The sequence below is a fragment of the Clostridium sp. KLE 1755 genome (assembly GCF_000466465.2).
Taxonomy (GTDB): Bacteria; Bacillota; Clostridia; order Lachnospirales; family Lachnospiraceae; genus Eisenbergiella; species Eisenbergiella porci.
This window is the reverse complement of sequence record NZ_KE992690.1, coordinates 23002-46970: the sequence shown is the minus strand read 5'-3', so window position 1 is coordinate 46970 and position 23969 is coordinate 23002. Positions and strand designations below refer to the sequence as shown.

Below are 23969 nucleotides of genomic sequence, written 5' to 3'. Positions count from 1 at the left end.
AGCGTCATCGTACCGAACACGGGCGGCATGAAAGGAATCCAGGCCGCGGCAGCCGCAGGGGTGGTTTCCGGCAGGCCGGAGGATAAGCTGGAGCTTCTCGAGGGCCTGACGGAGGAGCAGCGAGGAGAAATCAGGGACTATCTGCAGACAGCGGATATCCGGATTCAGAAGGCGGGCGGCTGCCGTACCTTTGACCTTACGGTGACTGTGTGGGCCGGAAACCGGGAAGCCCGCGTGCGCATAGCGGATTCCCATACCAATGTGGTGCTGGTGGAAAAAAACGGTGAGATACTGCGGACGGCAGGAACGGATGAGGAAGGTTCCCAGGCGGAGGCAAAATCCTCTCTCAGCATGGAAGGAATCGTGGATTTTGCCCTGACCGCCCGTCTGGATGATGTAAAGCAGGTCCTGGATCGGCAGATAGAATACAATATGGCCATTGCCGAAGAGGGAATGAAGCATTCCTACGGCGCAAACGTGGGAAAGGTGCTGCTTGCGGCCTACGGCGATGATGTGAAAATCCGGGCAAGGGCCAAGGCGGCCGCGGGTTCTGATGCCAGGATGAATGGCTGTGAGCTTCCCGTGGTCATCAATTCCGGAAGCGGCAACCAGGGGATTACCGTATCCGTGCCTGTTATCGAATATGCCAGGGAACTGGGATCGGGAGAAGAGCAGCTTTACCGCGCCCTGCTGATTTCCAATCTGACGGCGATTCATCTGAAGGAAGGCATCGGACGACTTTCCGCCTACTGCGGCGCAGTGAGCGCGGGAACAGGGGCCGGCGCCGGAATCGCTTATCTGCTGGGCGGCGGCTATGAAGAAATCATCCATACGGTGGTCAATACCCTGGCCAATGTATCAGGCATCGTGTGCGACGGCGCCAAGGCATCCTGCGCGGCCAAAATAGCTTCCGCTGTGGACGCCGGTATCCTGGGATACTATATGTACCGGAACGGCCAGGAATTCGTGGACGGCGACGGTATCGTGAAAAAAGGGGTGGAATCCACCATTGCCAATGTTGCCCGCCTGGGTCGTGACGGCATGCGTGACACCGACCGGGAAATCCTGGATATCATGATCGGATAAATAAATTAAAGCCCTGTAAGGGAAGCATATCCAAATTGCAGATATGCTCCCTTACAGGGCTTTTTTTGTCCGGGCGCGGCCGTCTTCCGGGTTACATCCCCGGGGTAGGTCCGGAGCCGGGAAAATAGAAGGGTGGTACCGCACCGGCGTAGCCGCCCGGAAGTACACCGGGCATACCGGGAAGTACGCCGGGAAAAATCATGTCATCCCCGCCGTCATGGGCACGTTCCATTTCCGAGTCTTTGCTGACCGGATTGCAGCCGTCCGGAGACATTTCGGTTTCCGGATTCATATCGGAGGCCTTGCCGTCATCGCCGATCCGGACACGGGAATGTGCTTCATCCATGGTGTGAAGCGCTGTCAGATACCCGTCCGTAAAAGCGGATTCCGGTGTGATGCCGGGGATATTGGCGCTGGGAAAGGATAAGCCGTCGTGATAAGGTCTTTTTTCTTCCTGCATATCTTTCCTCCTTTTTCTCTGGTATAGTTTTGCTGTAACTGTATTGCTGCCTCACAATTACGTTTTGCCTGCGTATATTTGAAAAAACTCCCCGGCGCTCTGCCGTGGTAGCAGAAATGGCTAAAATCCGCCGCTGAAGTTTGTTAATTAGTATTCCTGTAAATGCTTGAAAATATTTAAAAATACGGTACAATATTATTATAAATAAAATTTATAAATTTAGTGAGGGGAAGAATCGTGGCAATTAAATCTAAAGAACTGGCCGGAATGCTTGGCGTTTCCACTGCGACGATGTCACTGGTACTGAATCATAAGCCCGGAATCAGTGATGAACTGCGCAGCTCTCTTCTGGCGAGAATTCAGGAGATGGGATACGGGTATATGATCAAGGAGGAACCGCAGGAGCTGCAGGAAGGAAGCCCGGCTCCTATGAAGAATATCGCTTATCTTGTCATGTCCGATTATCAGGATGAGGGGGATGAGGCGGCTTTTTTCCCTCCCGTTATTGAGGGGGCGGAGAGGGAAGCGAGGCACCTGGGCTATCATTTTTCCATTATCCATATGTATGATGAAAAGGGCAGCCGGCTCCGGGACAGCATAAGAAGGGAAGAATATGCGGGAATGCTCGTATATGCCGACGTGATGAGCCAGGAGTTGAAGAAAGAGCTGGATGCCATGGATATTCCCTATGTGATGCTGGACTGCTATGATCCGTTTGTGAAAGCCAGCTCCGTGACGGTAAACAGCCAGCAGGGCATTTATACCGCTGTGCGCTACCTTCAGGAGAAGGGCCACCGGGAAATCGGCTATGTGGCCACCGGAACTGCGCGCAGCTCGCTGCTGGAGAGACGGCGTTATTTTCATTATGCCATAGAGGATCTGGGACTGCAGCTGAACAGGGAGCATGATATTGTCACAAACTGCCGGGGAGCGAAGGCGCAGGAGTATCTGGAGCTGCTGTGGAAGGGCGGGGTGAAGCCGCCCACAGCGCTGCTTGTGGAAAATGATGTGCTGGCGATTCCCGTATACCGCGCCCTGAAAAGCGCCGGCTACCGGGTGCCGGAGGATGTGTCGGTCATCGGCTTTGACGGGCGGAGCATATGCAGCATCATGGAACCCACGCTTACCACCATGCGGATTCCGCGCAGGCTGCTGGGCAGGAGCCTGATCATGCTGCTTCATAATAAAATCGATATGAAGGCCCGTTCCATGGAGGATATTCCCGTCCGTCTGGAAATCAACGCGGAGCTGGTGGAAATGGAAAGCGTGTGTCCGGTGACATGGAAATAATGGGAAGACCTGCGTCCGGTGCGGCGGCAGGTGAAGCATCATAAAGAAATATATGGGTATGATTTGTAAATTAAATTTAGATAATTTATATTTTATATAAAAATTTATAAAAAATGTTTGACAAATTTATAAATATGTATTATGATATACCTAAGTTGAAAAGTCATCAACCCACAAAATTCGCTGGTGCGGCTTCGGCTGCACCAGCACCCCCCCTTTTTTTTAAGATTTATAAGTAAATACCTCCGGTATTCCATGCCGGGTTTTTGATAGCTGCAGTGTCAGGCATATAATCCATGGAATTCAGATGAAGACGTTTATACCATTGAGTGGTGTAAGCGCCTTTTTTGCTTTGCGGAAAAGTCCGGCATGCTCCTCCTGCAAAAGCTTTTTCCTGCCGCTGTCCATCCATGATGAGAAAATGTGCGGGCTGGACAGTAACGTTTTGTAAAATGGGTAAGAAAAATGACAGTTACCATAATCTTTGGTAAGCTGTCATTTTTACAGGCCGCGCAGAGCCTGATTATGTTTACAGGCAGGCGGCAATTTGGAATCTTTTATACTTAAAAAACGGGACGGTCAATGGCGTAACAGTCCGGCCGCAGGCTGAATTGTTACGCCATTGTTATTTAATTACAGATTTTTTCAAGAGAAGCGGAAAGCTCTGCAAGCCAGGGCGCGTCCACCGCTTCGATTTCCCCTTTGTCACAGGCGGAGGCAATTGCAGGGTCGATGGGCAGCTTGGATACGGAGGCAATTCCGTGTCTTGCGGCGATTTCATCGATATGGCTTTCGCCGAAAATACTGTGTTTGCTCTTGCAGTCGGGGCATTCAAAATAGGACATGTTTTCCACAATGCCAAGAACGGGGATGTTCATCATTTCAGCCATTTTAACAGCCTTTTCAACGATGACGGAAACAAGCTCCTGAGGGGAGGTCACCACGATGATGCCCTTTAAGGGGAGGGACTGGAATACGGTCAGAGGAACGTCGCCGGTTCCGGGAGGCATGTCCACAAACATATAATCCACATTTTCCCAGATAACGTCGGTCCAGAACTGGCTGACTGCACCCGCAATGATGGGGCCGCGCCACAGCACGGGATCCGTATCATTGTCCAGCAGCAGGTTGATGGACATGACATCAATTCCACCGCGGGATTTCACAGGGATAAGCCCCATTTCGTTGGCGTATGCTTTTTCATGGATGCCGAAGGCTTTGGGGATGGAGGGGCCTGTGATATCCGCATCAATGACTGCGGAATGGTATCCCTTCTTCTGCATGGAAGAAGCCAGCAGGGAAGTCACCAGGGATTTTCCCACGCCGCCCTTGCCGCTGACTACGGCGATTACATTTTTGATGCTGGACATTTCGTGAGGGGCCTGAAGCATGCTTTTCGGGTCCCTGTCCTTGCAGGATTCCCCGCAGGACGAACAATCGTGATTGCAGTTTTCACTCATTTTTAATGATTCCTTTCACATGTACTTGTCTATTTTACCATGAGCCTGAGCGGCTTACGATATCGGATGGGAAACCACCATAAAGCTCACAAAGCATAAAGCGTTGTGAGCTTATGAATAGAAGGCTGATTAAGGTATAAGCTTAAGGGACTGTTATAATTCGGTTTTCCACAGGCCGTGCAGATTGCAGTATGCATATACGGCCACGGGCTTAACGCCGGCGGTATGGAAGACTGCTTCGGGAGCTTCGCCGGGAGAGAGTGCCTTACGGCTGCCGCCGTTTTCCAGCTCCAGGTAAATCCATTCAATGTGATGCTCTTCCAGCATGGGGTGAACGGCGCTGCCTACCTGTACTTTTACGGTGTCGCCTTCAACGGTAACGGCAGGAACGTGCTTTTCCAGGCTGGCGTCAACAGTGTTGGCCTTAAGCTCTTCCATGGGTTCTCCGCAGCAGATAACGGGAACGCCCGCATCATGAATCATTTCCACCTGGTTGCCGCAGTGTCTGCAGATAAAAAATTTTACATTACTCATAATTATGTTCTCCCTGTTTCTCCGTTATACAACGGAATCCTTTGGTTATGCCGGCATCGGGCTGTGAATTATTCCGGCGCCGGCCGGGCGGGTCAAATGTCCACGGTATTCAGTCGGTTTGCTTACGCGGCGGCATTTGACCGGCACTGGTTACTTGCTTCTGAGAATCTTTATTCGGGGAATTCTGGCTGCAGCCTTTGCGCCTCCGGCATTCACCGGCGGGGCAGCAGCCGTTTCCGTCACAGAGCCGGAAGGTGCCTCCCTGGATATGGAGCAGCTTTCCGTTCACGAGGGAATCCGCCATCTTCCTGCGTGCTTCATTATAAATCATCTGAACGGTGGAACGGGCGATGGTCATCCGTTCCGCGCATTCCTCCTGGGTACAGCCCTTCAAATCTATCAGACGGATACATTCATATTCGTCAACAGTCATAAATATGACTTCTGTTTCCGTGCTGTTCAGGGGCCCGAAGGTACATGACTTGGGCAGGCAGCAGACGTTTCGTTCCTTGATGGGACGCGGCATAATTTCACCTCATGTTTCCGGCTTGTGTAATTGGCATATGCTGTTTACATGTTTCATTATACATGTTTTCAGGAAGATGTCAATAGGGAAATGATAATTGTTACTATTTCTGATTTATGCAATGGGGGCGCAATACCCACAGCGGCAGGCGGCGTAGGTTGTGGATAAACTAGAAAGAGAAAATTATGGAAAAATTAAAAAGAGGGGTATTGAAAGCGGGTGGGGTATCGTTTATAGTGGGGGTGACGGGTATTTTTTTAACCGTATGTATGAATAAAAATAAGAAGGATTGAGGAGAGGAACGGGTATGTATAAGCATCATGAGGAGTCACTGAAGATACTGGAGGATATGTTCCGGGGGAGGGATGAGGTGATTGCGCTGGTTTTCGGCGGTTCTGTGGCTAAGGGGGTAGAACGGGTTGATTCGGATCTGGATGCCATGGTTATTGTGACGCCGGAGTATTTTGAGGAGCGTATGAGGGAGAACCGGACGGCGGAGTGTATTTTTGAATGTACATATGAAGGCGGTTATTTCGATATTAAGTATATGACGAAGGAGTACCTGATGCAGGCGGCGGAGAAGGGCAGTGAGCCTACGAGGAATTCTTTTGTGAAGTCGAGGGTGCTTTTTTCCAGTGATCCGGAGATTGAGGGGATTGTGGCAAGGATTCCGGTGTTTCAGGAGAGGGAACGGGAGGAAAAGCTGCTTTCTTTTTACAGTGATCTGCATCTGAATTATAATTATTTCTGGAAGTGTTGTAAACCGGATGGGTATATGAAGATCCGGACGGCGAGTGAGATTGTTTATGCGTTGTATCGGCTGGTGCTGCAGGAGAACCGGGTGTTGTTCCCGTCTAACCGCAGGCTGGAGGATACGGTGGCGGGTGTGGAGAACAAGCCGGAGGGATTGGTGGAGAACTGCAGGGAGTTCTGTGAGACTATGGATTCTGAGCTTCTGGACAGGATCGTGGAGAGCTATCATAAGTGGACGGGCTATGATTATCCGAAAGATAATAATATATGCAGTTCTCAGTATGGTATGGACTTTGAAAAATGGTGGCTTTATCCCAGGCCGTTGATTGGGGAATGGTAAGCCGGGGCGGTATGTCCGGCTGTGGTGTAAAAATACAGGGGATAATCTATTATTTTTGATATGTAAAATGAGGTTTGTGTGATAGGATAAGATTTTGGTTTGTGGTAATATGGCAGTGTTGTGCCGGCGCCCGGCTTTAGAAGCGAGAAGCTGAAGGGGCGGCGGTATTGGAGCAGAGGGCCGGGGGACCGGCGCAGAGAAGGAGGAAGCCAGGATGGAGAAGATGCTGCCTGAAGCATTGCTTAAACTGATTAAGAGGGTGGAGGAGAATTTCCCGGAGGATCCGAAGATGGTGCAGCTGTTTGTGAACTGTTTTACCAATACGCTGGATACTACGGTGAAGAGACTGCCTGACAAAACTACATATATTATTACCGGGGATATTCCGGCCATGTGGCTGCGTGACAGCGTGGCGCAGATACGGCCTTATCTGATGGCTGCCGGCGAGGACGGCGATATCGCGGATATGCTGGTGGGGCTGGTGAAAAAGCAGTTTTTCTATGTGAATCTGGATCCGTATGCGAATGCGTTTAACCAGGAGGCCAACGGGAACTGCTGGGAGCATGATGAGACGGATATGGGGCCCTGGATCTGGGAGAGGAAATATGAGCTGGATTCTCTGTGTTATCCTATCCAGCTTTCTTATCTGGTATGGAAAAATACGGGGCGGACGGATCAGTTTGACGAGACGTTTGTAAAGGGTGTGCGCAGGATCCTCAAGGTGTGGCGGACGGAGCAGCATCATGAGGAGGAATCGCCTTACAGTTTTGTGAGGAAGGGCTGTTATTTTACGGACACGCTTTCCAGGAACGGGAAGGGCGCGTTGGTGAAGTCCGGGACCGGGCTGATCTGGTCGGGCTTCCGTCCCAGCGATGACGCCTGTACATATGGTTATCTGATTCCTTCCAATATGTTTGCGTCGGTGGTGCTTGGTTATCTGGCGGAAATTGCCGGGGAGGTCCTGAAGGATGAGGAGCTGGCGGCAGAGGCTGAGAGCTTCCGGCAGGAGGTCAGGAATGCCATAGAGACGCTCGCCGTGATTAAAAATGAGTATTACGGAAGAATTTATGCGTATGAAACGGATGGCTACGGGCAGTATCTGCTGATGGATGATGCCAATGTGCCGAGTCTCCTTGCCATGGAGTATCTGGGCTATGAAGGCGACAGGGAAGTGATGGAGAACACGAGGCGTTTTATCCTGAGTGAGGGAAATCCTTATTATTTCAAGGGAAAAGCGGCGGCCGGAATCGGCAGTCCCCATGTGCCTCCTTATTATATCTGGCATATAGGGCTGGCAATCCAGGGGCTGACGGAGGCGTCGAGGGAAGAAAAGCTGCGTCTGCTGCAGCTGATGCGTGATACGGACGGCGGCAAGGGAATGATGCACGAGGGCTTCCATGTGGACGATCCTTCCAAATATACGAGAGAATGGTTTTCCTGGGCCAATGCGGTATTCTGTGAGCTTGTGCTGGATTACTGTCAGATCAGGGTGAAAAAATAGCCGGTAAGGGCGGGAAAAAGGAGTGCAGGGCATGGGAACATTTTATTTATTGCCGGAAAAGGGGAATTTTTACAAAGCGAATCTGCATTGCCATACGGTGGTTTCGGATGGGGCGCTGACGCCGGAGCAGGTGAAGGAGGCATATCAGAAGGAAGGGTATTCCATTGTGGCCTTTACGGATCACAGGCAGTACTGTAAGCATGAGGAGCTGGATGATGACAGGTTTTTGAGTATCGCCGCTTTTGAGGCGGATATCAATCAGTTCAGCGCCCATGAGAATGCCTGGCCCACGCTTAAGGTATATCATTTTAATTTTTATGATAAGCACCCGGAGCGGCGGGAGAAGGAAGAAAAAATTGCGCTTCCTTTAAAACGTTATAGTGATACGGAGTACATCAACGGCTATATTGAGCTGATGAAGGCAGAGGGCTTCCTTTGCTGCTATAATCATCCTTACTGGTCGCTGCAGACCTATGAGGATTATAAGGATCTGCGCGGGCTGTGGGCGATGGAAATCTATAACCACGGCTGTGAGCATGACGGGCTGTATGGCTTCAACCCTCAGTCCTATGATGAAATGCTGCGCACCGGCCAGCGGATTTATACGGTGGCGACCGATGATAACCATAACAGCTTTCCCTTTGATTCGCCGCTGTGTGATTCCTTCGGCGGCTTTACTATGGTGAAGGCGGAGAAGCTGGAATACGGCGCGGTGATGGAAGCCCTGGAAAAGGGAGATTTCTATTTTTCCATGGGGCCGGAAATTAAGGAGGCTTATATCCGTGACAGGAAGCTGGTGGTAAAGACCTCTCCTGTGGAAAAAATCTTCGTTATCCAGGAAGGGCGGAATTGTTATAAGAAGCTGGCCGGCAAAGGCGAGACCATTACGGAGGCGGAATTTGAGTTATCCGGAAGGGAAGGCTATATCCGTGTGGAGATCCGTGATGGAAAGGGAATGTACGCGGGCACGAGCGCTTACTGGATGGATGAAATACCCGCCGGCGCGATGACGGAATCAAAGACCGGATGCAGTGCGGCGGACGGCAGCAGCCGGATATAAGCCCGGATATATATGCAACTGAATTTCAGACAGAAAAAAACGACAGCTAAGTAAGGCAGATATAACCGTCCGGCAGGTATTTGTACCCGCCGGGACGGTATTTAATGTGCGCCGGACGCACAAAAAAAGTCTCCGGCCGCTTCCCCTGCTGACAGAGGAAGGGCCGGAGGCTTTTCTTTTTTTACAACGGAAATGTCCGGGAGCTGCCTGCAAAATGGAGAAGGCGGCCGACCGGAAGCGTGCCGGCCGGATGGCTGGTTTAATTCAGTGAAAGGTATCCACCGAGTAATCATGGTAGTGGAAGCCGAACCAGCGTCCGGGCATATCACCGGGGAAGCGGGGCGGCCGGGTGGTATGGAAGCGCAGGGCGGACGGATCGCAGCAGTCATTGTCCTTATTTTTTTCCAGCGCCTCAGGGGCGGTTTCAGCGGTATGCTTCAGCAGGAGCCGCCACAGTTCATTCTTTTTTTCCTGCCATGCAGGATCTGTGGAGAGGTCGTTACGCTCCATAGGGTCTGAATTCAGATCGAAGAGCAGGGTATGGTCTCCGCAGGTAGTGTATACCAGCTTGATCCGGTCCTTCATGACGCAGAAGTTGGTGTGCAGGCTGTCTCCATAAAAAACACGGTCCTTTGGCAGCTTTTCCGGCGCCAGGAGGCTGCGGCCGGTGATGCCCTCCGGAGGCGTGACGCCCGCCAGCTCAAGGATGGTGGGATATATATCGGCAATTTCCGTCAGGCTGTCCACAGTCAGGTTGTGGGGGATGCCGCTTCCTGAGGGCGGGACAATGAGCAGCGGCACATGGGCCGAGCCTTCAAAGAACAGGTTTTTCTGGGACATGTGGTGATCCCCCAGCATTTCCCCATGATCGGAGGTGAAGATGATCCAGGTGTTCCGGAACAGATCGTTTTCCCGCATGGCGCCGAAAAGGCGGCCCAAGGCATAGTCGATCTGGGTGATGCAGGCATAATAGGCCCGTCTTGATGCTTCCAGCTGCCTGGGACCGAACAGATGCATGTTCGTATTTTCATAAGCGCCTGCCAGGAAGCCCTGGGGCGTCCCGGCAAGGTCGCGGGACCAGCCGCCGTAAACAGGCTCGGGCATGGGAATATTTTCATAAAGGCTCCAGAAGTCCCGGCAGGGATCAAAGGGAGGATGGGGCTTGGTGAAGCTGGTCCAGAGGAAAAAAGGGCGGGTGGTATCCCTGGTTTCCAGGAAATCGATGGACTGGTCAACGATCCAGGTGGTGATGCTGTCTTTTACCTCCACTGTGGAAATGACCGGTTCCATCTCGCACTCGCCGATGCCGTGCGCTTTGGGGCGGGCGGTTTCGGCTTTCCGGTCATACTGGCGCATGTAGTCTAAGGGAAGAGTCATCTGTTCGAAGCCATAGCAGGCGCGGGCCGGTTCAAAATGCATTTTCCCTTTGGCGCAGGTCTGATAGCCCGCATCCGTGAGCAGCGCCGGGAGCGTGCGGCGCAGGCGGGTCTGCTCGCGCATTACGGTTTCGTGGGTGGCATTGGAGACCACGCCACTTTCATAGCCGTGCAGCCCGGTCATAATAGTGGTGCGGGAAGGAACGCAGATGGGGCAGCAGGCATAGCAGCTGCGGTAGCTGGTTCCCATGGCGGCCATATAATTCAGATGCGGCGTAAAAATGTGGGTGTTGCCCCAGGCGTTGATAGTGTCAAAGCGCTGTTGGTCTGTGGTTATCAGCAAAATATTGGGTTGCGGCATAGATAGCCCTCCTGTTCTGTGGCGGCATCCCCCGGAATCCAAGTGGAGTCGGGACAGCAACAAATTCCCGGGGATGGCCGCGTTTCTTATAATCAGTATAGGCGGGCGGGGAGGAGAATGTCTATATCAGAAACGTTAGATAGGGTACTAAAAAAGTTACACAAATTAAAGATAAGGAAAATAGGAGATTATTCTATAATCATTGTGCAATATGTATAAAAATGCGAAGGCAAATTTTAAAATTAACATATTGTTTTTAGACTACTATATAAGAAATGTTAGATAGTAATGGCGAAATGCATAGTTTATAATTAATTCATAAAGCGGCCGGAAGTAAGGAGCTTAATAGCTCCCCAGCAGAAGAATGAGGCGTACGCGTTTCCGGCGGCTGTTTTCCGGCAGGCCGGCTGACGGGAAACGGGAGGACGGCGGACTTTCGATCAGACCCCTTTGAACGCCGTCAAGCAAATAGAAAGGGAGGTTTCACATGGCTGCAAAGGACGTAACGAAAAAAAAGAAAAGACGCTGGACACGTGATGATACGGAGCTTACCGTTCTGGCGCTCCCCACGACTATCTGGTATTTCCTGTTCGCATTTATGCCGATGTTCGGTATTATTATTGCATTTAAGGATTACAAGATTAAGGGAGGGTTCCTGCAAAGTATTATTCAGAGCGACTGGATTGGTTTTCAAAATTTTAAATTCCTGTTTTCCGCAGGAGACATCTGGATTATCCTTCGAAACACAATTCTGTATAATATCGCGTTTATCATACTCAATATTGTTGTTCCCGTAACGATGGCGCTGCTCATCGGGCAGCTGCATAACAAGAAAATGGCCAAGGTTTATCAGACTGCGATGTTCATGCCCTATTTCCTTTCCTGGGTTGTTGTAACCGCGCTGGTCTGGGCGTTCTTAAGCTTTGACAAGGGACTGCTTAACAGCCTTCTGGAGTCAATGGGCAAGGACCCGCATCAGTGGTATATGGAACCGAAGCTGTGGCCGCCGTTTTTGATTTTCATGTATATGTGGAAGAATCTGGGCTACAGCATGGTGGTTTATCTTGCCACAATTACGGGGATTGACAAGACCTATTATGAAGCGGCCGGCATAGACGGCGCTACCGTGTGGCAGCAGATGAGATATGTGACGCTTCCGCTGATGAAGACAGTTATTATCATGATGTTCATCATGGCGGTGGGACGTATTTTCTACTCCGATTTCGGCCTGTTCTATCAGGTGCCCCGTGATTCCAATTCTCTGTATAATGTTTCCTATACATTGGATGTATTCGTATTCAAGCAGCTGAAATCATCCACCACGGGCATGGCCTCCGCAGCCGCGTTTGTGCAGTCGGTGGCGGGCTGTATCACCATTCTGACAGCCAATGCCATTGTGCGTAAGGTTGACCGCGAAAGCGCTATGATTTAAGGAGGTGCCTCATGGCTGAAACTATCAAAAAGAAAAGAAAAAATGAGCCGGACGGATTCGACCGCTTCAACAGGGTGTCCAATAAGGCCAATGTTCTGCTGAATTTCATGTTCCTCCTGATGGCACTGGTATGTATTATTCCCGTTTTGCTAGTTATTGCCATCTCTCTGTCCGCAGAGGCTTCCATTACGGATTACGGATACCATCTTATTCCGAAGATCGTATCCTTTGAAGGATATTCCTATCTGGCAACACAGAGCACGCTGATCATCAGGGCGCTGAGCGTTTCCCTTTTCGTCACCATATTCGGTACTGTGCTGGGAATCCTGCTCACCACGCTGATGGGATATGTGCTTTCCCGTCCCGGCTATAAGCTGAACGGTTTCCTCACAATGGTGGTGTTTATCCCCATGGTATTCAACGGAGGCCTGGTATCCACCTACTTTATCACCTCCCAGCTGCTGGGTTTGAAGGATACGGTGTGGGCGCTGATACTGCCGCTGGCCGTCTCTTCCTTCAATGTGGTTATCTGCAGGACCTTTTTCAAAACCACGGTTCCTGAGGAGCTGATTGAATCGGCCAAGATGGACGGGGCAAGGCAGTTTACGATATTTTTCAAAATTGTCCTTCCCATTTCCCTGCCGGTGCTTGCAACAATCGGGCTGTTCCTCTGCTTTGCATACTGGAATGACTGGTACCAGTCCATGCTGTATATCGATGACCAGCGTCTGTATTCCCTGCAGGCTCTGCTGAACGCCATCATGACGAATGTGAATATGCTGGCCCAGAATGCGGCAACTATGGGGGCGAGCATGGCGGATACGGTGGCGAACATGCCCAAGGAAGCGGCCCGTATGGCTATTGTGGTGGTTATCGTATTGCCCATCGCATGTGCCTACCCGTTCTTCCAGAAGTATTTCATTTCCGGTCTTACGGTCGGCGCGGTAAAAGGCTGATCACAGATAATTTTATGTTATCATCCCGGCGGGATGGGCCGCCGGTTGATATAAATCAAACTTTAAGGAGGTTACTATGAAAAAGAACACGGTTCAGAAACTATTGGCTATCGGTCTTTCCTGTATACTCAGTGTTGGTATGCTGGCAGGCTGCGGTTCCAAAACAGAATCCGGCGCCGGTGCGGCAACGGGGGAAGCAGGCGGGGCTGAGTCTACACCTGCGGCAGAGAGCACTGCAGATACAAGCGCTTCCACAGATAAAGCAAGCGGCGATATCCCCACCCTGATCTGGTGGACGGTGGGCGGCACCACTCCCAGCGACTATACGGACTGTCTGGCAAATATCAATGATTACCTGGTGGAAAAGCTGGGTGTTAAAATTGATATCAAGGTGGCAGGCTGGGGCGATTACGATCAGAAGATGAATACCATTGTCAATTCCGGCGAGTATTTCGACATGATGTTTACCAACAACACCAACTACAGTAAGTTTATCAACCTGGGCGCATTTGAGAACCTGACTGATATGGTGCAGACCACAACCCCGGATCTTTACAGCTTTATCCCGGAAGAGCTGTGGAACGGCGTTACAATCGGCGGAAATGTATACGGAGTGCCCAGCTACAAGGATTCCTCCATTACCCAGTTCTGGTATTTCGATGACCAGTATGTACAGAAATATAATATTGACCTGGAATCCATCAAGACCATGAAGGATCTGGATGCTCCCTTCCGTGCGATGAAGGAAGGCGAAGGAAAGAGCTTCTATCCTCTGCAGATGGCGCAGGGCAGCCCGTTCAACGGATTTTTCAATGAATATGACGGACTTACCGCAGGCCTTCAGCCTATAGGCGTAAAAATCGATGATGAGTCCCGTACCGTAGTCTGCACGCTGGAACAGCAGGATATCATGGATAACCTGAAGCTGCTGCATCAGTGGTATATGGACGGAATCGTGAATCCCGATGCAAACGTCCTGACGGAAATCCCCAAGAAGCTTCCTTTCTCCTCCGCACAGGGCTGGCCGAGCGCGGCAGCTACCTGGCAGACGCTGAACGGCGTTGAGAAATACGATGTATTCAAGGTTTTCGGACCTATGTATTCCACAGAAACCATCCAGGGTTCCATGAACGCTATTTCCGTTAACTCCAAATACAAAGAAGAATGTCTGAAGGTTCTTGAACTGGTTAACAGCGATTCCAAATTCCGTGATATGCTGGCTTACGGCGTGGAAGGCAATACCTTCGAATATGTGAGCGACGGCGTGATTAAGAAGCTCAGGGACGACTGGCCGCTGGCTGCATACACACAGGGCACCTTCTTCAATATGTCCATTACAGAGGATGCGGATCCTCAGCAGTGGGAGCAGGTAAGGAAACAGAACGAGGAAGCATCTTCCTCCGTATGTCTTGGTTTTGCACTGGATATCACAAACATCCAGAATGAAGTTGCAAACTGCCAGGCAGTTTGGGATAAATATAAATATGATATGCTGACAGGTGCGTCTGATCCGGAAACGACCGTTCCGAAATGTCTGGAAGAATTAAAGAATTCCGGTCTGGATACGATTATCGGAGAAGCACAGAAGCAGATTAATGAGTTCTTTAAATAAAGTGAAATCGTGCACTTGCGGTGATCTTTAGAAACAAGCCTCCCCGGCGTGAAGTTCGGACTCCCAACGTTCACGGCGGGGAGGTTTGTTTCTGTCCAACCTGCAGAGGAGAGATTGGATTTTCACTGATGTTGGGCAGAATGTGGTATTGGCGCTTGGAAATTGGGGGATTGTCAGGGGAATTTTGACAAAACATTTGAAAGTATAACCTTTTCTTGTGGGCGGAAGTTTTTGACAGTATAATGGTAGTGGCGGTAAAGAAAAGAACTGTAAGCGGAAAGTTGCATACGGGGAAAGCAGGAAGAAAAGGGAGCCGGGATGAGGAAGCATAGTATTTCTTTTTTGAAGATAAAGGTATACAGGCGGAAGTTTCTGGGGAATGCGGCGGCGATTCTGGTATTGTGCATGTTGTGTTTCCTGGGCGTTTCGGTTTTTTTTACCACGATTTGGGCGGCGCAGCAGAGGCAGGAGGCGCAGGATGCCTTTTCCGTGGTTGAGAAGAAAATCGGCACGGTGAAGGATCAGCTCAATGAATATATTGAGAGCTGCTATGCCAGCCGGAAGATGATGCAGGATGCGAGGGCTTTGTTTACGGCGGAGACGGAGGCCGGATATGTGCATAAGAGGCTGGGGAACAGTAAGTCCTCTTCCGCGCAGATAGCCTATATGCCGGGGGATATGAAGAAGCTGTTTGTTAACAGAAGGATTCAGGTGAGAGGCGTTACCTTTGTTTCCGGGGAGGGGACTAAGGCGGTATGGCTGGATCGGGTTTCCGGGGATATCCATGTTACCTTTGGCCTGAAATCGGAAGAGGAAGCAATGAAAATTCCGGGATTCGGCAATATGATGCTGTCTTCTTTTGAAATACGGGATCCGGATTCCATCAGCAGGCAGCTGGGTTCTATTACCTTCTGGGTGGATCGGGACGAGCTGCTTCGGGGAGTGGGCCTTTCAGGGGCCTGGGCTGTCATGCAGGGGGACAAGGTACTTCATGCGGATTATAGGCAGGAAAAGGAGATGAAGTGGCTCAGGGCTGCGGCGAATATGGAGGAAAGCCAGGGCTGGTTCTATGGGAACAGATATGAGCGTATTTTTTATACGGTGTTTCCTTCCAGCCAGTATGATTTTTCATATATTTCAGTGATTAACAGTAATACGATCTGGGATTTGAACAGAAGGGCCCTGATTGCAACAAGCCTTGTCCTCATTATCCTGGCGGGGGGAGCGTTGTTGGTTTCTTTTGTGGGAATACGCAATGACGCCCGGTTCCTTTCCAATATCATGCAGATGCTGGGGGCTATGGAAAATGGTGATTTTTCTGTGGCGAAGAATCTGGATATCCATGAGGAGAATAAAAATGAATACGGAAGGATCGCGATTGCCCTTAAGGATGTGAGCCAGAAGCTGGAGGGCTATATCCGGACGGAATACATACTGAAGCTGAAGCAGCAGGAGGCGGCCATGCGCGCCCTGAAGCATCAGATCAACCCGCATTTTTTGTATAATACGCTGGAAAGCATACGCTCCAAGGCGCTGATGTGGGGGGATGAGGAGACTGCGGAGGCGATTACCCAGCTGGGGACGCTTTACCGTATGATAGTCCACTGTCCGGATGTGATCAGCATGAAGGAGGAAGTGGAGCTGCTGGAGATGTATCTGCGGATTATGTCACTTCGGTTTGCGGGGAATTTCGTTTACCAGCTGGAGGTGGAAAAGGAGGCGGAAGAGGTACGTACGCTGAGCTTCTGGCTGCAGCCCCTGGCGGAGAATTTTTTTACCCACGGCTTTGACAGGGACTCGGAATTCAATCTGCTGATCCTGGAGATAAAGCCTGAGGGCGGGGGTGTCAGGGTGCTGATGGCGGACAACGGCCTGGGAATTGCCCCGGAACGGCTGGAGGCCACAAGGAAAAATATGTATGAGGGAAGCGATGATCCGGATGCGGATATCGGGCTTCGGAACGTATATATGAGGCTGAAATATTTTTATGGAGAGAATTTTACTATGGAAATCGGGAATAACCCGGAGGGAGGGGCGCGTATTTCCGTCTTTATTCCGACACAGGCAGGAAAGGAGGGGAACTGTTGTATACATTAGTGATTGTGGATGATGAACCGAATATTCTGGAAGGCATCAAGCGTCTTCTGGACTGGAAAAGCCTGGGCTTCGGCAGGATTGAGACGGCCCGGAGTTCCATGGAGGTGATGTCGCACATCCTTGACTGGAGGCCGGATATCTGCCTGATGGATGTGTGTATCGGAAACGATAAGGGATATGAGGTGATCAACTGCCTGAATAACCTGGGGGTGCATTCCAATTATGTGATGATGAGCGGCTATGATGAATTCAGCTATGCCTGCGAGGCCATCCGCTGCGGCGCGCTGGACTACCTGCTCAAGCCGGTGGAAAAAAAGAAGCTTCTTGAGGTTGTGAAAAAAATAATCGTGGAGAGGCTTCACGGAACGCTTCCGGAAGAGGATGAAAAAAAGAACTGTGATCCGGTGCTGAATATGGACTATGGCGCCATGTCGCCGCTGATCCATAAAATTGTCATGATGGTGAGGGTTGAATATGGCGGCCGCATTTCACTGAAAAGCATTGCTGACAAATTCAAGATGAATTCCACGTATCTGGGGCAGATTTTCATTAAGGAAACGGGGATGAAATTTTCGGAATATCTCATGTGCTACCGCCTCTATGTGGCGAAGGAAAGAATCCTGAATTCCGATGAAAAAATCGCGGTAATCGCGGCGGATGTGGGTTATTCCAATATGAATTATTTTTACCAGCATTTTCACAGCTATTATAATACCACGCCCTCGGATATGCGGGCGAAACGGTAGGCCGGACTGTGAAGGGACAAACAGCTGGAAATTAACCTGATTATGTGAAGACACAATGAGAAAAGGGAGAAAATGCAATGAGAGTAATAATGTTTGATATTGATACCCTGAGGGCGGATCATATGGGCTGTTACGGGTACGGCAGGGATACCACGCCGGTGATGGACAGCGTGGCGGAGGAGGGCGTCTGCTTTGACCGCTATTATTGTCCCAACGCGCCCTGCCTGCCTTCCCGGGCATCGCTGATTTCCGGGCAGTACGGCATCCATAACGGAATCGTGGGACACGGCGGCACAGCGGCGGATATGCGTCTGCAGGGGGAAAGCAGGGGCTTTACGGATCTGATGTCGGAGAACGGGCTGTTCATGCAGTTTCGGCGGGCAGGCTTTCATACGGTGTCCTTTTCCACCTTTGCGGAGCGCCATTCGGCCTGGTGGTTCAACGCCGGCTTTCATGAATGCTTCAATGTGGGGAACCGGGGAGGGGAATCCGCGGAAATGGTGACGCCCCATGTGCTGGACTGGCTGGAAAGAAATGGAGAGGAGGATAACTGGATGCTGCATGTGCATTACTGGGATCCCCATACTCCTTACCGCACGCCTGCGGATTATGAGAGCCATTTCCAGGGGACGCCGCTGCCGGACGACTGGATTACCGATGATGTTTTCAGGGAGCACCTGCTTCATATCGGGCCTCACTGCGCCAATGAAATCAATATGTGGAATGACGATACCTTCCCTCAGTGGCCCAAGCATCCGGGCAGGCTGGAGGACAGGGAGGCGGCGAAGCATCTGATTGATCTGTATGACGACGGGGTTCGCTATACGGACGACAATATCGGAATGGTTCTGGATTTTCTGAAGTCCCATGGGCTTTATGATGAAAACCTGGCAATCATTATCACGGCGGATCACGGAGAGGATCTGGGCGAGTTCGGCGTATACGGAGAACATGGCATGGCGGACGAGCCGGTATGCCGGATTCCCATGATCATCCGCTGGCCCGGCGTGGAGGGCGGAAAACGGGTGACGGGCTTCCATGATAATGTGGATCTGCTGCCTACCGTACAGGAGCTTCTGGGGACACAGACCTTTGGAAATTACCGTTATGACGGCGTTTCCTTTGCGGCCGCGCTGCGGGAGGGGAAGGACTGCTCCAGGCCCTGTGAGGTGCTGACCCAGTGCGCCCATGTGTGCCAGAGAAGCGTGCGCTTTGACAACTATATTTATATCCGTACGGTGCACGGCGGTTATCATCTGCTTCCGGATGAAATGCTCTTTGATCTTGAGGCGGATCCCCATGAGCAGCACAACCTGGCAGAGGAGCGTCCTGAGCTGTGTGCCCGCGGGGCCAGGATGATACTGGACTGGAATGATGAAATGATGAAAACCTCAGCCTATGATGCGGACCCCATGTGGACCGTCATGCGCGAGGGAGGGCCGGAGCACTGCCGGGGCCATCTGGAGGCTTATCTGGACCGTCTGGCAGGCACGCCGAGGGAATACGGCATTCCTTTGCTGAAGGAAAAATATAGTTACTGGTCACGGGGTGAACAGTAACAAAATATAAGGAGCTGTGACCCTTCGGTTTGGCCGCGTTTACAAAGCTTTCCGAAAACAATACAAAAATCATACGAGCAAAAGGAGAGGGAACATGTATCTGATACCGCAACCCAAAAACATCGAATATGGAGAATCGGGCAGCCATTTTACGCTGTCCTATGGAAGCTATGTGGTGCTGGAGCCGTCCTGCGGCGAAAAGCTGACCGCCCAGGCAAAGCTGGCTGTGGAGGCGCTGAAGGAGGAGCTGGGCTTTGCCCCTGCGCTGACCAGGGGGACGGGCCGTCCGGGCGATGTGATTCTGTCGCAGTCGGAGGAGATGGCGCCTCAAAGCTACCGGCTCATTGTGGATGAAAAAAATGTGCGTATTACAGGCGGGGAGGCCGGCGTATGGTATGGCTGCCAGACCCTGCTGCAGATGGCTGCGCAGTGCGGGGCCGTGCTTCCTGCCGTCACCATTGAGGACGAGCCGGACATCCCCAACAGAGGGTTTTACCATGACATTACCAGAGGACGGGTGCCAAAGCTGTCCTTCCTGAAAAAAATGGCCGATAAAATGGCGTATTATAAAATGAACCAGCTTCAGCTGTATATTGAGCACACCTTCCTGTTCCGTGATTTCAGTGAAATCTGGCGGGATGATACGCCGCTGACCGCAGCTGAAATACTGGAGCTGGATCGGTACTGCGCCGAGAGGGGGATAGAGCTGGTGCCTTCCCTGTCCTGCTTCGGCCATCTCTACAAGGTGCTCAGCTCCCAGGGCTACTCCCATCTGTGCGAGCTGGAGGATTCGGAGAAAATGCCTTTTTCCCTGCGGGGAAGGATGCACCATCACACCATTAATGTGACGGATCCGGAAAGCCTGGAATTTATCAAGGGCAAAATCGCGGAGTTCATGCCTCTTTTTACTTCAAAGCAGTTTAACATATGTGCGGACGAAACCTTTGATCTGGGAAAAGGAAAGAGCAGGGAAGCGGCCCGGGAAAAGGGAGTGGATCGGATCTACATTGATTTCGTAAAGGCGCTCTGCGAATTCCTGGTGGAGAACGGCAGGCGTCCCATGTTCTGGGGCGATGTCATCTGCGGTTTTCCTGAGATGATAAAGGAGCTTCCCGAAGAAACCGTGTGCCTGAACTGGGGCTATGCAAAGTATCAGCGTGAGGAGGAAACGAAATGGCTGGCTGATGCGGGAGCGGTGCAGTATTCCTGTCCGGGCGCCTGCGGCTGGAACCAGTTTGTTTATCTGATTGAAAATTCCTATGAAAATATTAAGCGGATGTGCACCTATGCCGTAAAATACCATTCCATCGGCTTGCTGAATACGGACTGGGGCGATTTCCTGCATGTGAACCATCCGGAATTCGGCATTGTGGGCATGATATACGGCGCGGCTTTTTCCTGGAATACACAGATCCCTGAATTCGAGCAGATCAACCGTCAGATTTCCCTGCTGGAATTCCGTGACCGGGAAGAAAAATTCGTGGGCATTATCGCGTCAGCCGCCAACCAGAGCGCTTTTGGCTGGGAGACGGCAATCCGTTTCCGGGAGCTGGGTGTGGCTGAATTTGCAGAGGATCACAAAGCCTATATTGCGCAGCAGCTGGATCTGCTTGACAATGCGGAGGAAAAGAACCGGAACCTGGAGGAAATCAAGGGGGCGGTCTATGAAAGCATTGCCCGCATGGACAGCCGTACCAAAGGGCTGGTGAAGCCCTATCTGACTGCCATGGACGCCATCCGGCTGTTCAATGAGCTGGGCAGGGTGGTAGCGTCCAGGGCTTATGGCAAAAACTATGGCAGCCTTCCCGATGCATGGAAGCTGGCGGAGGAGCTGGAAAACTGGCTGTATCATTATAAGGAGATCTACCGCAGCGTAAGCCGGGAATCCGAGCTGTCCCGCATTCAGGAGATTATCGTCTGGTACGCGGATTATCTGCGCGGAAAGGAGAATCTGGGATGATAGAACAGACATTACATACAGGCTGGACTATGCGCCGTGCGGGAGAACAGGAATGGCTGCCTGCCTCCGTGCCTGGAAGCGTATATGGGGACCTGCTGGCAAACGGCAGGATGGAGGATCCGTTCTGGAAGGACAATGAGGACAAGGCCCTTTCCCTGATGGAATATGATTATGAGTATGTCACACAGTTTGACTGCCCGGAGGAAATCCGGGAGTCAGACCGGGCGCTTCTGCATTTTGACGGCCTGGACACGATTGCTGATGTATACCTGAACGGGGAACACCTGGGGAATGCGTACAGCATGCACCGTATCTGGGAATATGATGTGAAGGGAAAAGTCAGGCCCGCAGACAATGAGCTGAAGGTGGTCCTGCATTCCCCCACAAAATTCATCCGCCAGGCCTTCCAGGAATGTCGTACCCTGGGAAATGACGATACGCTGGAGGGATTTGTCCATATCAGGAAGGCGCATTATATGTCCGGATGGGACTGGGGCGCACATCTGCCGGATGCGGGAATCTTCCGGCCTGTCACCCTGCTTGGCATAGACAGGGGAAGAATTGACAATGTACTGATCCTGCAGGAGCATGAGCGCGTGCCGGAGGCGGACAGCGATGCCGCCATTGCGGCGCTTGGCAACCGCTCCGTCAGCGGGGTGGTCTTGAAGCTTCAGGTGACAGAGGAAACTGCGGGCATCACCGACGGGGTGCCGAAGCTGATGGATGTGACCGGGGGCCGGTATTTTTGTGGCTGCGGCCAGCATATGAGCTATACGGTGGAAATCACGGCGCCTGACGGGACAAAACGCGTTATCGAAAATTCGCCCTCCGAAATCCGGATTGAAAATCCGCGTCTGTGGTGGCCGAACGGCTACGGCGCGCAGGATCTGTATACCGTAAAGGTGATCCTGTATTCCGACGGCCGGGAAATCGACAGCTGGGAAAAACGCATCGGCCTGCGTACCATGGCCATGCGCAGAAGGAAGGACGAATGGGGCGAGTGCTTTGCCCATGAGGTGAACGGCGTGGCGGTGTTTGCCATGGGAGGCGACTATATCCCGGAGGATAACCTGTTAGGCAGGGTGACGCCGGAGACCACCGCGAAGCTGCTTAAAAAAGCCCGATTTGCCAACTATAACGCCATCCGCGTATGGGGAGGCGGCTATTATCCCAGCGACTGGTTCTACGACCTCTGCGATGAAATGGGGCTGATGGTCTGGCAGGATTTCATGTTCGCCTGCGCCGTTTATGAGCTGACGCCCGCCTTTGAAGCCAACATCCGTCAGGAATTTATTGAAAACGTAAAAAGGATCCGCCATCATGCCTCCCTGGGGCTGTGGTGCGGAAACAATGAAATGGAGCAGTTCGTGTTTGAGAAAAACAGCTGGCTGACCAAGGCCAGCGAGGTGCGTGACTACTTCCTCATGTTTGAGCGCATTATTCCGGAGATTGTCCATACCTATGATCCCCAGGCCTTTTACTGGCCCGCCAGCCCTTCCTCCGGCGGCTGCCTGGACGAGCCCAACGATCCGAACAGAGGGGATGTGCATTACTGGGCGGTATGGCACGGCAACCGGCCGTTTTCCGAGTACCGGAAATATTTCTTCCGTTATGCCTCGGAGTTTGGCTTCCAGGCGTTCCCGTCCCTGAAAACCATCGAAACCTTCACGGACGATCCTGAGGATTACAACGCTTTTTCCTACATCTGTGAAAAACACCAGCGGCAGTATGGCGCCAACGGTAAAATCATGGGCTATATGCAGCAGACCTATAAATATCCTTCGGATTTCGACACCTTTATTTATGCATCACAGCTTCTCCAGGCAGATGCCATCCGTTACGGCGTGGAGCATTTCCGCCGCAACCGGGGCCGCTGTATGGGCGCTATTTACTGGCAGCTCAACGATTGCTGGCCGGTGGTGTCCTGGTCCAGCGTGGACTATACGGGCAGGCTGAAGGCGCTGCATTATTATGCCAGACGCTTTTTCGCCCCCGTCCTCCTTTCCTGTGAGGAACAGGGCATGATGAGCGCCGAAGCCAACATGAACCGGGAGCATTTTGAGTTTGAGAAATCCATCCGCCTGAACGTGGCCAACGAGACGATGCAGGAGGCGCAGGTCACGGTAAGGTGGGCTTTGCGTAATCCCAAAGCCGAAATCCTTGAGGGAGGCGAAGAAAACCTTTCTGTGCCTGCCCTTACAAGCGTTTGGCTGGATAAGGTGCTTTATCCGCAAGCGGAGCTTCGCACCAATTACGTGAGCTATGAGATGGAAATGGACGGACAGATCGTTTCCGACGGCACGGTTAATTTCTCATATCCCAAGTATTTTTGCTATGAGAATCCGCAACTGTCCTGTGAGATAACAGGGGATGAAATCACCATTACGGCACAGGCGTATGCGAAGAGCGTGGAAATCCGCAATGAAGAGGATAATCTGGTGCTTTCGGATAACTTCTTTGACATGAATGCGGGAACGAAGACCGTGAAGATTCTGGAAGGAAATACGGAGGGTATCCGGCTGAGAAGTGTATATGATATCAGGTAAAAATGAGAACTGATGCCCGGGGTCAATTTTCAATTATGCTCCGGGGGAAGGGAAAGGACGGATGCGGCAATGCACCCGCTCTTTCCCTGTTTTACCGAGCCGCAGAGAGCACAGCTCCTGTTATGGCCGGACGATGGCGGTGAGTTGTTCGTCCAATGATTTATAAAATCGGGCAATATGCATTCCATCGACCAGGGTATGGTGGCGCAGCATAGAAACAGGAATTATTGTTTTGCCCTCCAGGATTCGCTGCCTGAATTCAGGAATGGCATTTGCCGCTTTCGGCACACAGCAGCAGACGGGGAGGAAAAACG

The 23969-nt window shown here is 51.6% G+C and carries 18 protein-coding genes; 13 read left to right on the top strand and 5 right to left on the bottom strand.

The window, feature by feature from the left end; translation table 11 throughout:
• Positions 1 to 1086: L-cysteine desulfidase family protein (locus tag HMPREF1548_RS09215; protein ID WP_021635739.1), on the top strand; the 1086-nt coding region annotated here is incomplete at its 5' end.
• Between the two features lie 91 nt (positions 1087 to 1177).
• Here HMPREF1548_RS09215 and HMPREF1548_RS09210 read toward each other — a convergent pair.
• A complete protein-coding gene (locus tag HMPREF1548_RS09210) occupies positions 1178 to 1546 on the bottom strand; it encodes a hypothetical protein (protein WP_021635738.1) in 369 nt (122 codons plus the stop codon).
• A 237-nt stretch (positions 1547 to 1783) separates the two neighbouring features.
• Between HMPREF1548_RS09210 and HMPREF1548_RS09205 the strand changes: the two genes are divergently transcribed.
• Entirely contained in the window at positions 1784 to 2836 is a 1053-nt protein-coding gene (locus HMPREF1548_RS09205; RefSeq protein WP_025488994.1) for a LacI family DNA-binding transcriptional regulator, read from the top strand.
• Between the two features lie 629 nt (positions 2837 to 3465).
• Here the strand turns inward: HMPREF1548_RS09205 and HMPREF1548_RS09200 are convergent.
• The 3 genes from HMPREF1548_RS09200 to HMPREF1548_RS09190 form a co-directional block, all read right to left on the bottom strand.
• The gene (locus HMPREF1548_RS09200; RefSeq protein WP_025488996.1) at positions 3466 to 4296 is read right to left on the bottom strand and encodes an Mrp/NBP35 family ATP-binding protein; all 831 of its coding nucleotides are present in this window, start codon (positions 4294 to 4296) and stop codon (positions 3466 to 3468) included.
• A 153-nt stretch (positions 4297 to 4449) separates the two neighbouring features.
• The gene (locus HMPREF1548_RS09195) at positions 4450 to 4830 is read right to left on the bottom strand and encodes a desulfoferrodoxin family protein (RefSeq protein WP_021635733.1); all 381 of its coding nucleotides are present in this window, start codon (positions 4828 to 4830) and stop codon (positions 4450 to 4452) included.
• A gap of 109 nt (positions 4831 to 4939) precedes the next feature.
• Entirely contained in the window at positions 4940 to 5356 is a 417-nt protein-coding gene (locus HMPREF1548_RS09190) for a DUF134 domain-containing protein (RefSeq protein ID WP_025488997.1), read from the bottom strand.
• A gap of 307 nt (positions 5357 to 5663) precedes the next feature.
• On the opposite strand from HMPREF1548_RS09190, the gene HMPREF1548_RS09185 reads away from it, so the two are divergent.
• From HMPREF1548_RS09185 to HMPREF1548_RS09175, 3 genes are all read left to right on the top strand, one after another.
• Positions 5664 to 6449, top strand: coding sequence for a nucleotidyltransferase domain-containing protein (locus HMPREF1548_RS09185; protein ID WP_021635730.1), 786 nt, complete (start codon positions 5664 to 5666; stop codon positions 6447 to 6449).
• 214 nt (positions 6450 to 6663) lie between these two features.
• Positions 6664 to 7950 carry a glycoside hydrolase family 125 protein gene (locus HMPREF1548_RS09180; protein ID WP_021635729.1) on the top strand — a complete coding sequence of 429 codons (1287 nt, stop codon included), beginning with the start codon at positions 6664 to 6666 and terminating at the stop codon, positions 7948 to 7950.
• Between the two features lie 31 nt (positions 7951 to 7981).
• A complete protein-coding gene (locus tag HMPREF1548_RS09175) occupies positions 7982 to 9010 on the top strand; it encodes a CehA/McbA family metallohydrolase domain-containing protein (protein ID WP_021635728.1) in 1029 nt (342 codons plus the stop codon).
• Between the two features lie 264 nt (positions 9011 to 9274).
• Here HMPREF1548_RS09175 and HMPREF1548_RS09170 read toward each other — a convergent pair whose 3' ends face one another.
• Positions 9275 to 10747 carry a sulfatase-like hydrolase/transferase gene (locus tag HMPREF1548_RS09170; RefSeq protein ID WP_035321638.1) on the bottom strand — a complete coding sequence of 491 codons (1473 nt, stop codon included), beginning with the start codon at positions 10745 to 10747 and terminating at the stop codon, positions 9275 to 9277.
• Between the two features lie 487 nt (positions 10748 to 11234).
• Here HMPREF1548_RS09170 and HMPREF1548_RS09165 point away from each other — a divergent pair, with 487 nt between their 5' ends.
• From HMPREF1548_RS09165 to HMPREF1548_RS09130, 8 genes are all read left to right on the top strand, one after another.
• On the top strand, positions 11235 to 12179 hold the full coding sequence (locus HMPREF1548_RS09165; RefSeq protein WP_021635723.1) for an ABC transporter permease: 945 nt from the start codon (positions 11235 to 11237) through the stop codon (positions 12177 to 12179).
• Between the two features lie 11 nt (positions 12180 to 12190).
• Entirely contained in the window at positions 12191 to 13135 is a 945-nt protein-coding gene (locus tag HMPREF1548_RS09160) for a carbohydrate ABC transporter permease (RefSeq protein ID WP_021635722.1), read from the top strand.
• Positions 13136 to 13211: 76 nt separating this feature from the next.
• Positions 13212 to 14747 carry an ABC transporter substrate-binding protein gene (locus tag HMPREF1548_RS09155; RefSeq protein ID WP_021635721.1) on the top strand — a complete coding sequence of 512 codons (1536 nt, stop codon included), beginning with the start codon at positions 13212 to 13214 and terminating at the stop codon, positions 14745 to 14747.
• Positions 14748 to 15065: 318 nt separating this feature from the next.
• Positions 15066 to 16844, top strand: coding sequence for a sensor histidine kinase (locus HMPREF1548_RS09150; RefSeq protein WP_021635719.1), 1779 nt, complete (start codon positions 15066 to 15068; stop codon positions 16842 to 16844).
• A complete protein-coding gene (locus HMPREF1548_RS09145) occupies positions 16832 to 17590 on the top strand; it encodes a response regulator transcription factor (RefSeq protein WP_025488998.1) in 759 nt (252 codons plus the stop codon). The genes HMPREF1548_RS09150 and HMPREF1548_RS09145 overlap by 13 nt, the downstream gene beginning before the upstream one ends.
• Positions 17591 to 17667: 77 nt before the next feature.
• On the top strand, positions 17668 to 19149 hold the full coding sequence (locus tag HMPREF1548_RS09140; RefSeq protein ID WP_021635717.1) for a sulfatase family protein: 1482 nt from the start codon (positions 17668 to 17670) through the stop codon (positions 19147 to 19149).
• 94 nt (positions 19150 to 19243) lie between these two features.
• Positions 19244 to 21109: a beta-N-acetylhexosaminidase gene (locus HMPREF1548_RS09135; protein ID WP_021635716.1), complete on the top strand. Its 1866-nt coding sequence runs from the start codon at positions 19244 to 19246 to the stop codon at positions 21107 to 21109.
• Positions 21106 to 23655, top strand: coding sequence for a beta-mannosidase (locus HMPREF1548_RS09130; RefSeq protein ID WP_021635715.1), 2550 nt, complete (start codon positions 21106 to 21108; stop codon positions 23653 to 23655). The genes HMPREF1548_RS09135 and HMPREF1548_RS09130 overlap by 4 nt, the downstream gene beginning before the upstream one ends.
• The last annotated feature ends 314 nt before the right edge of the window (positions 23656 to 23969 follow it).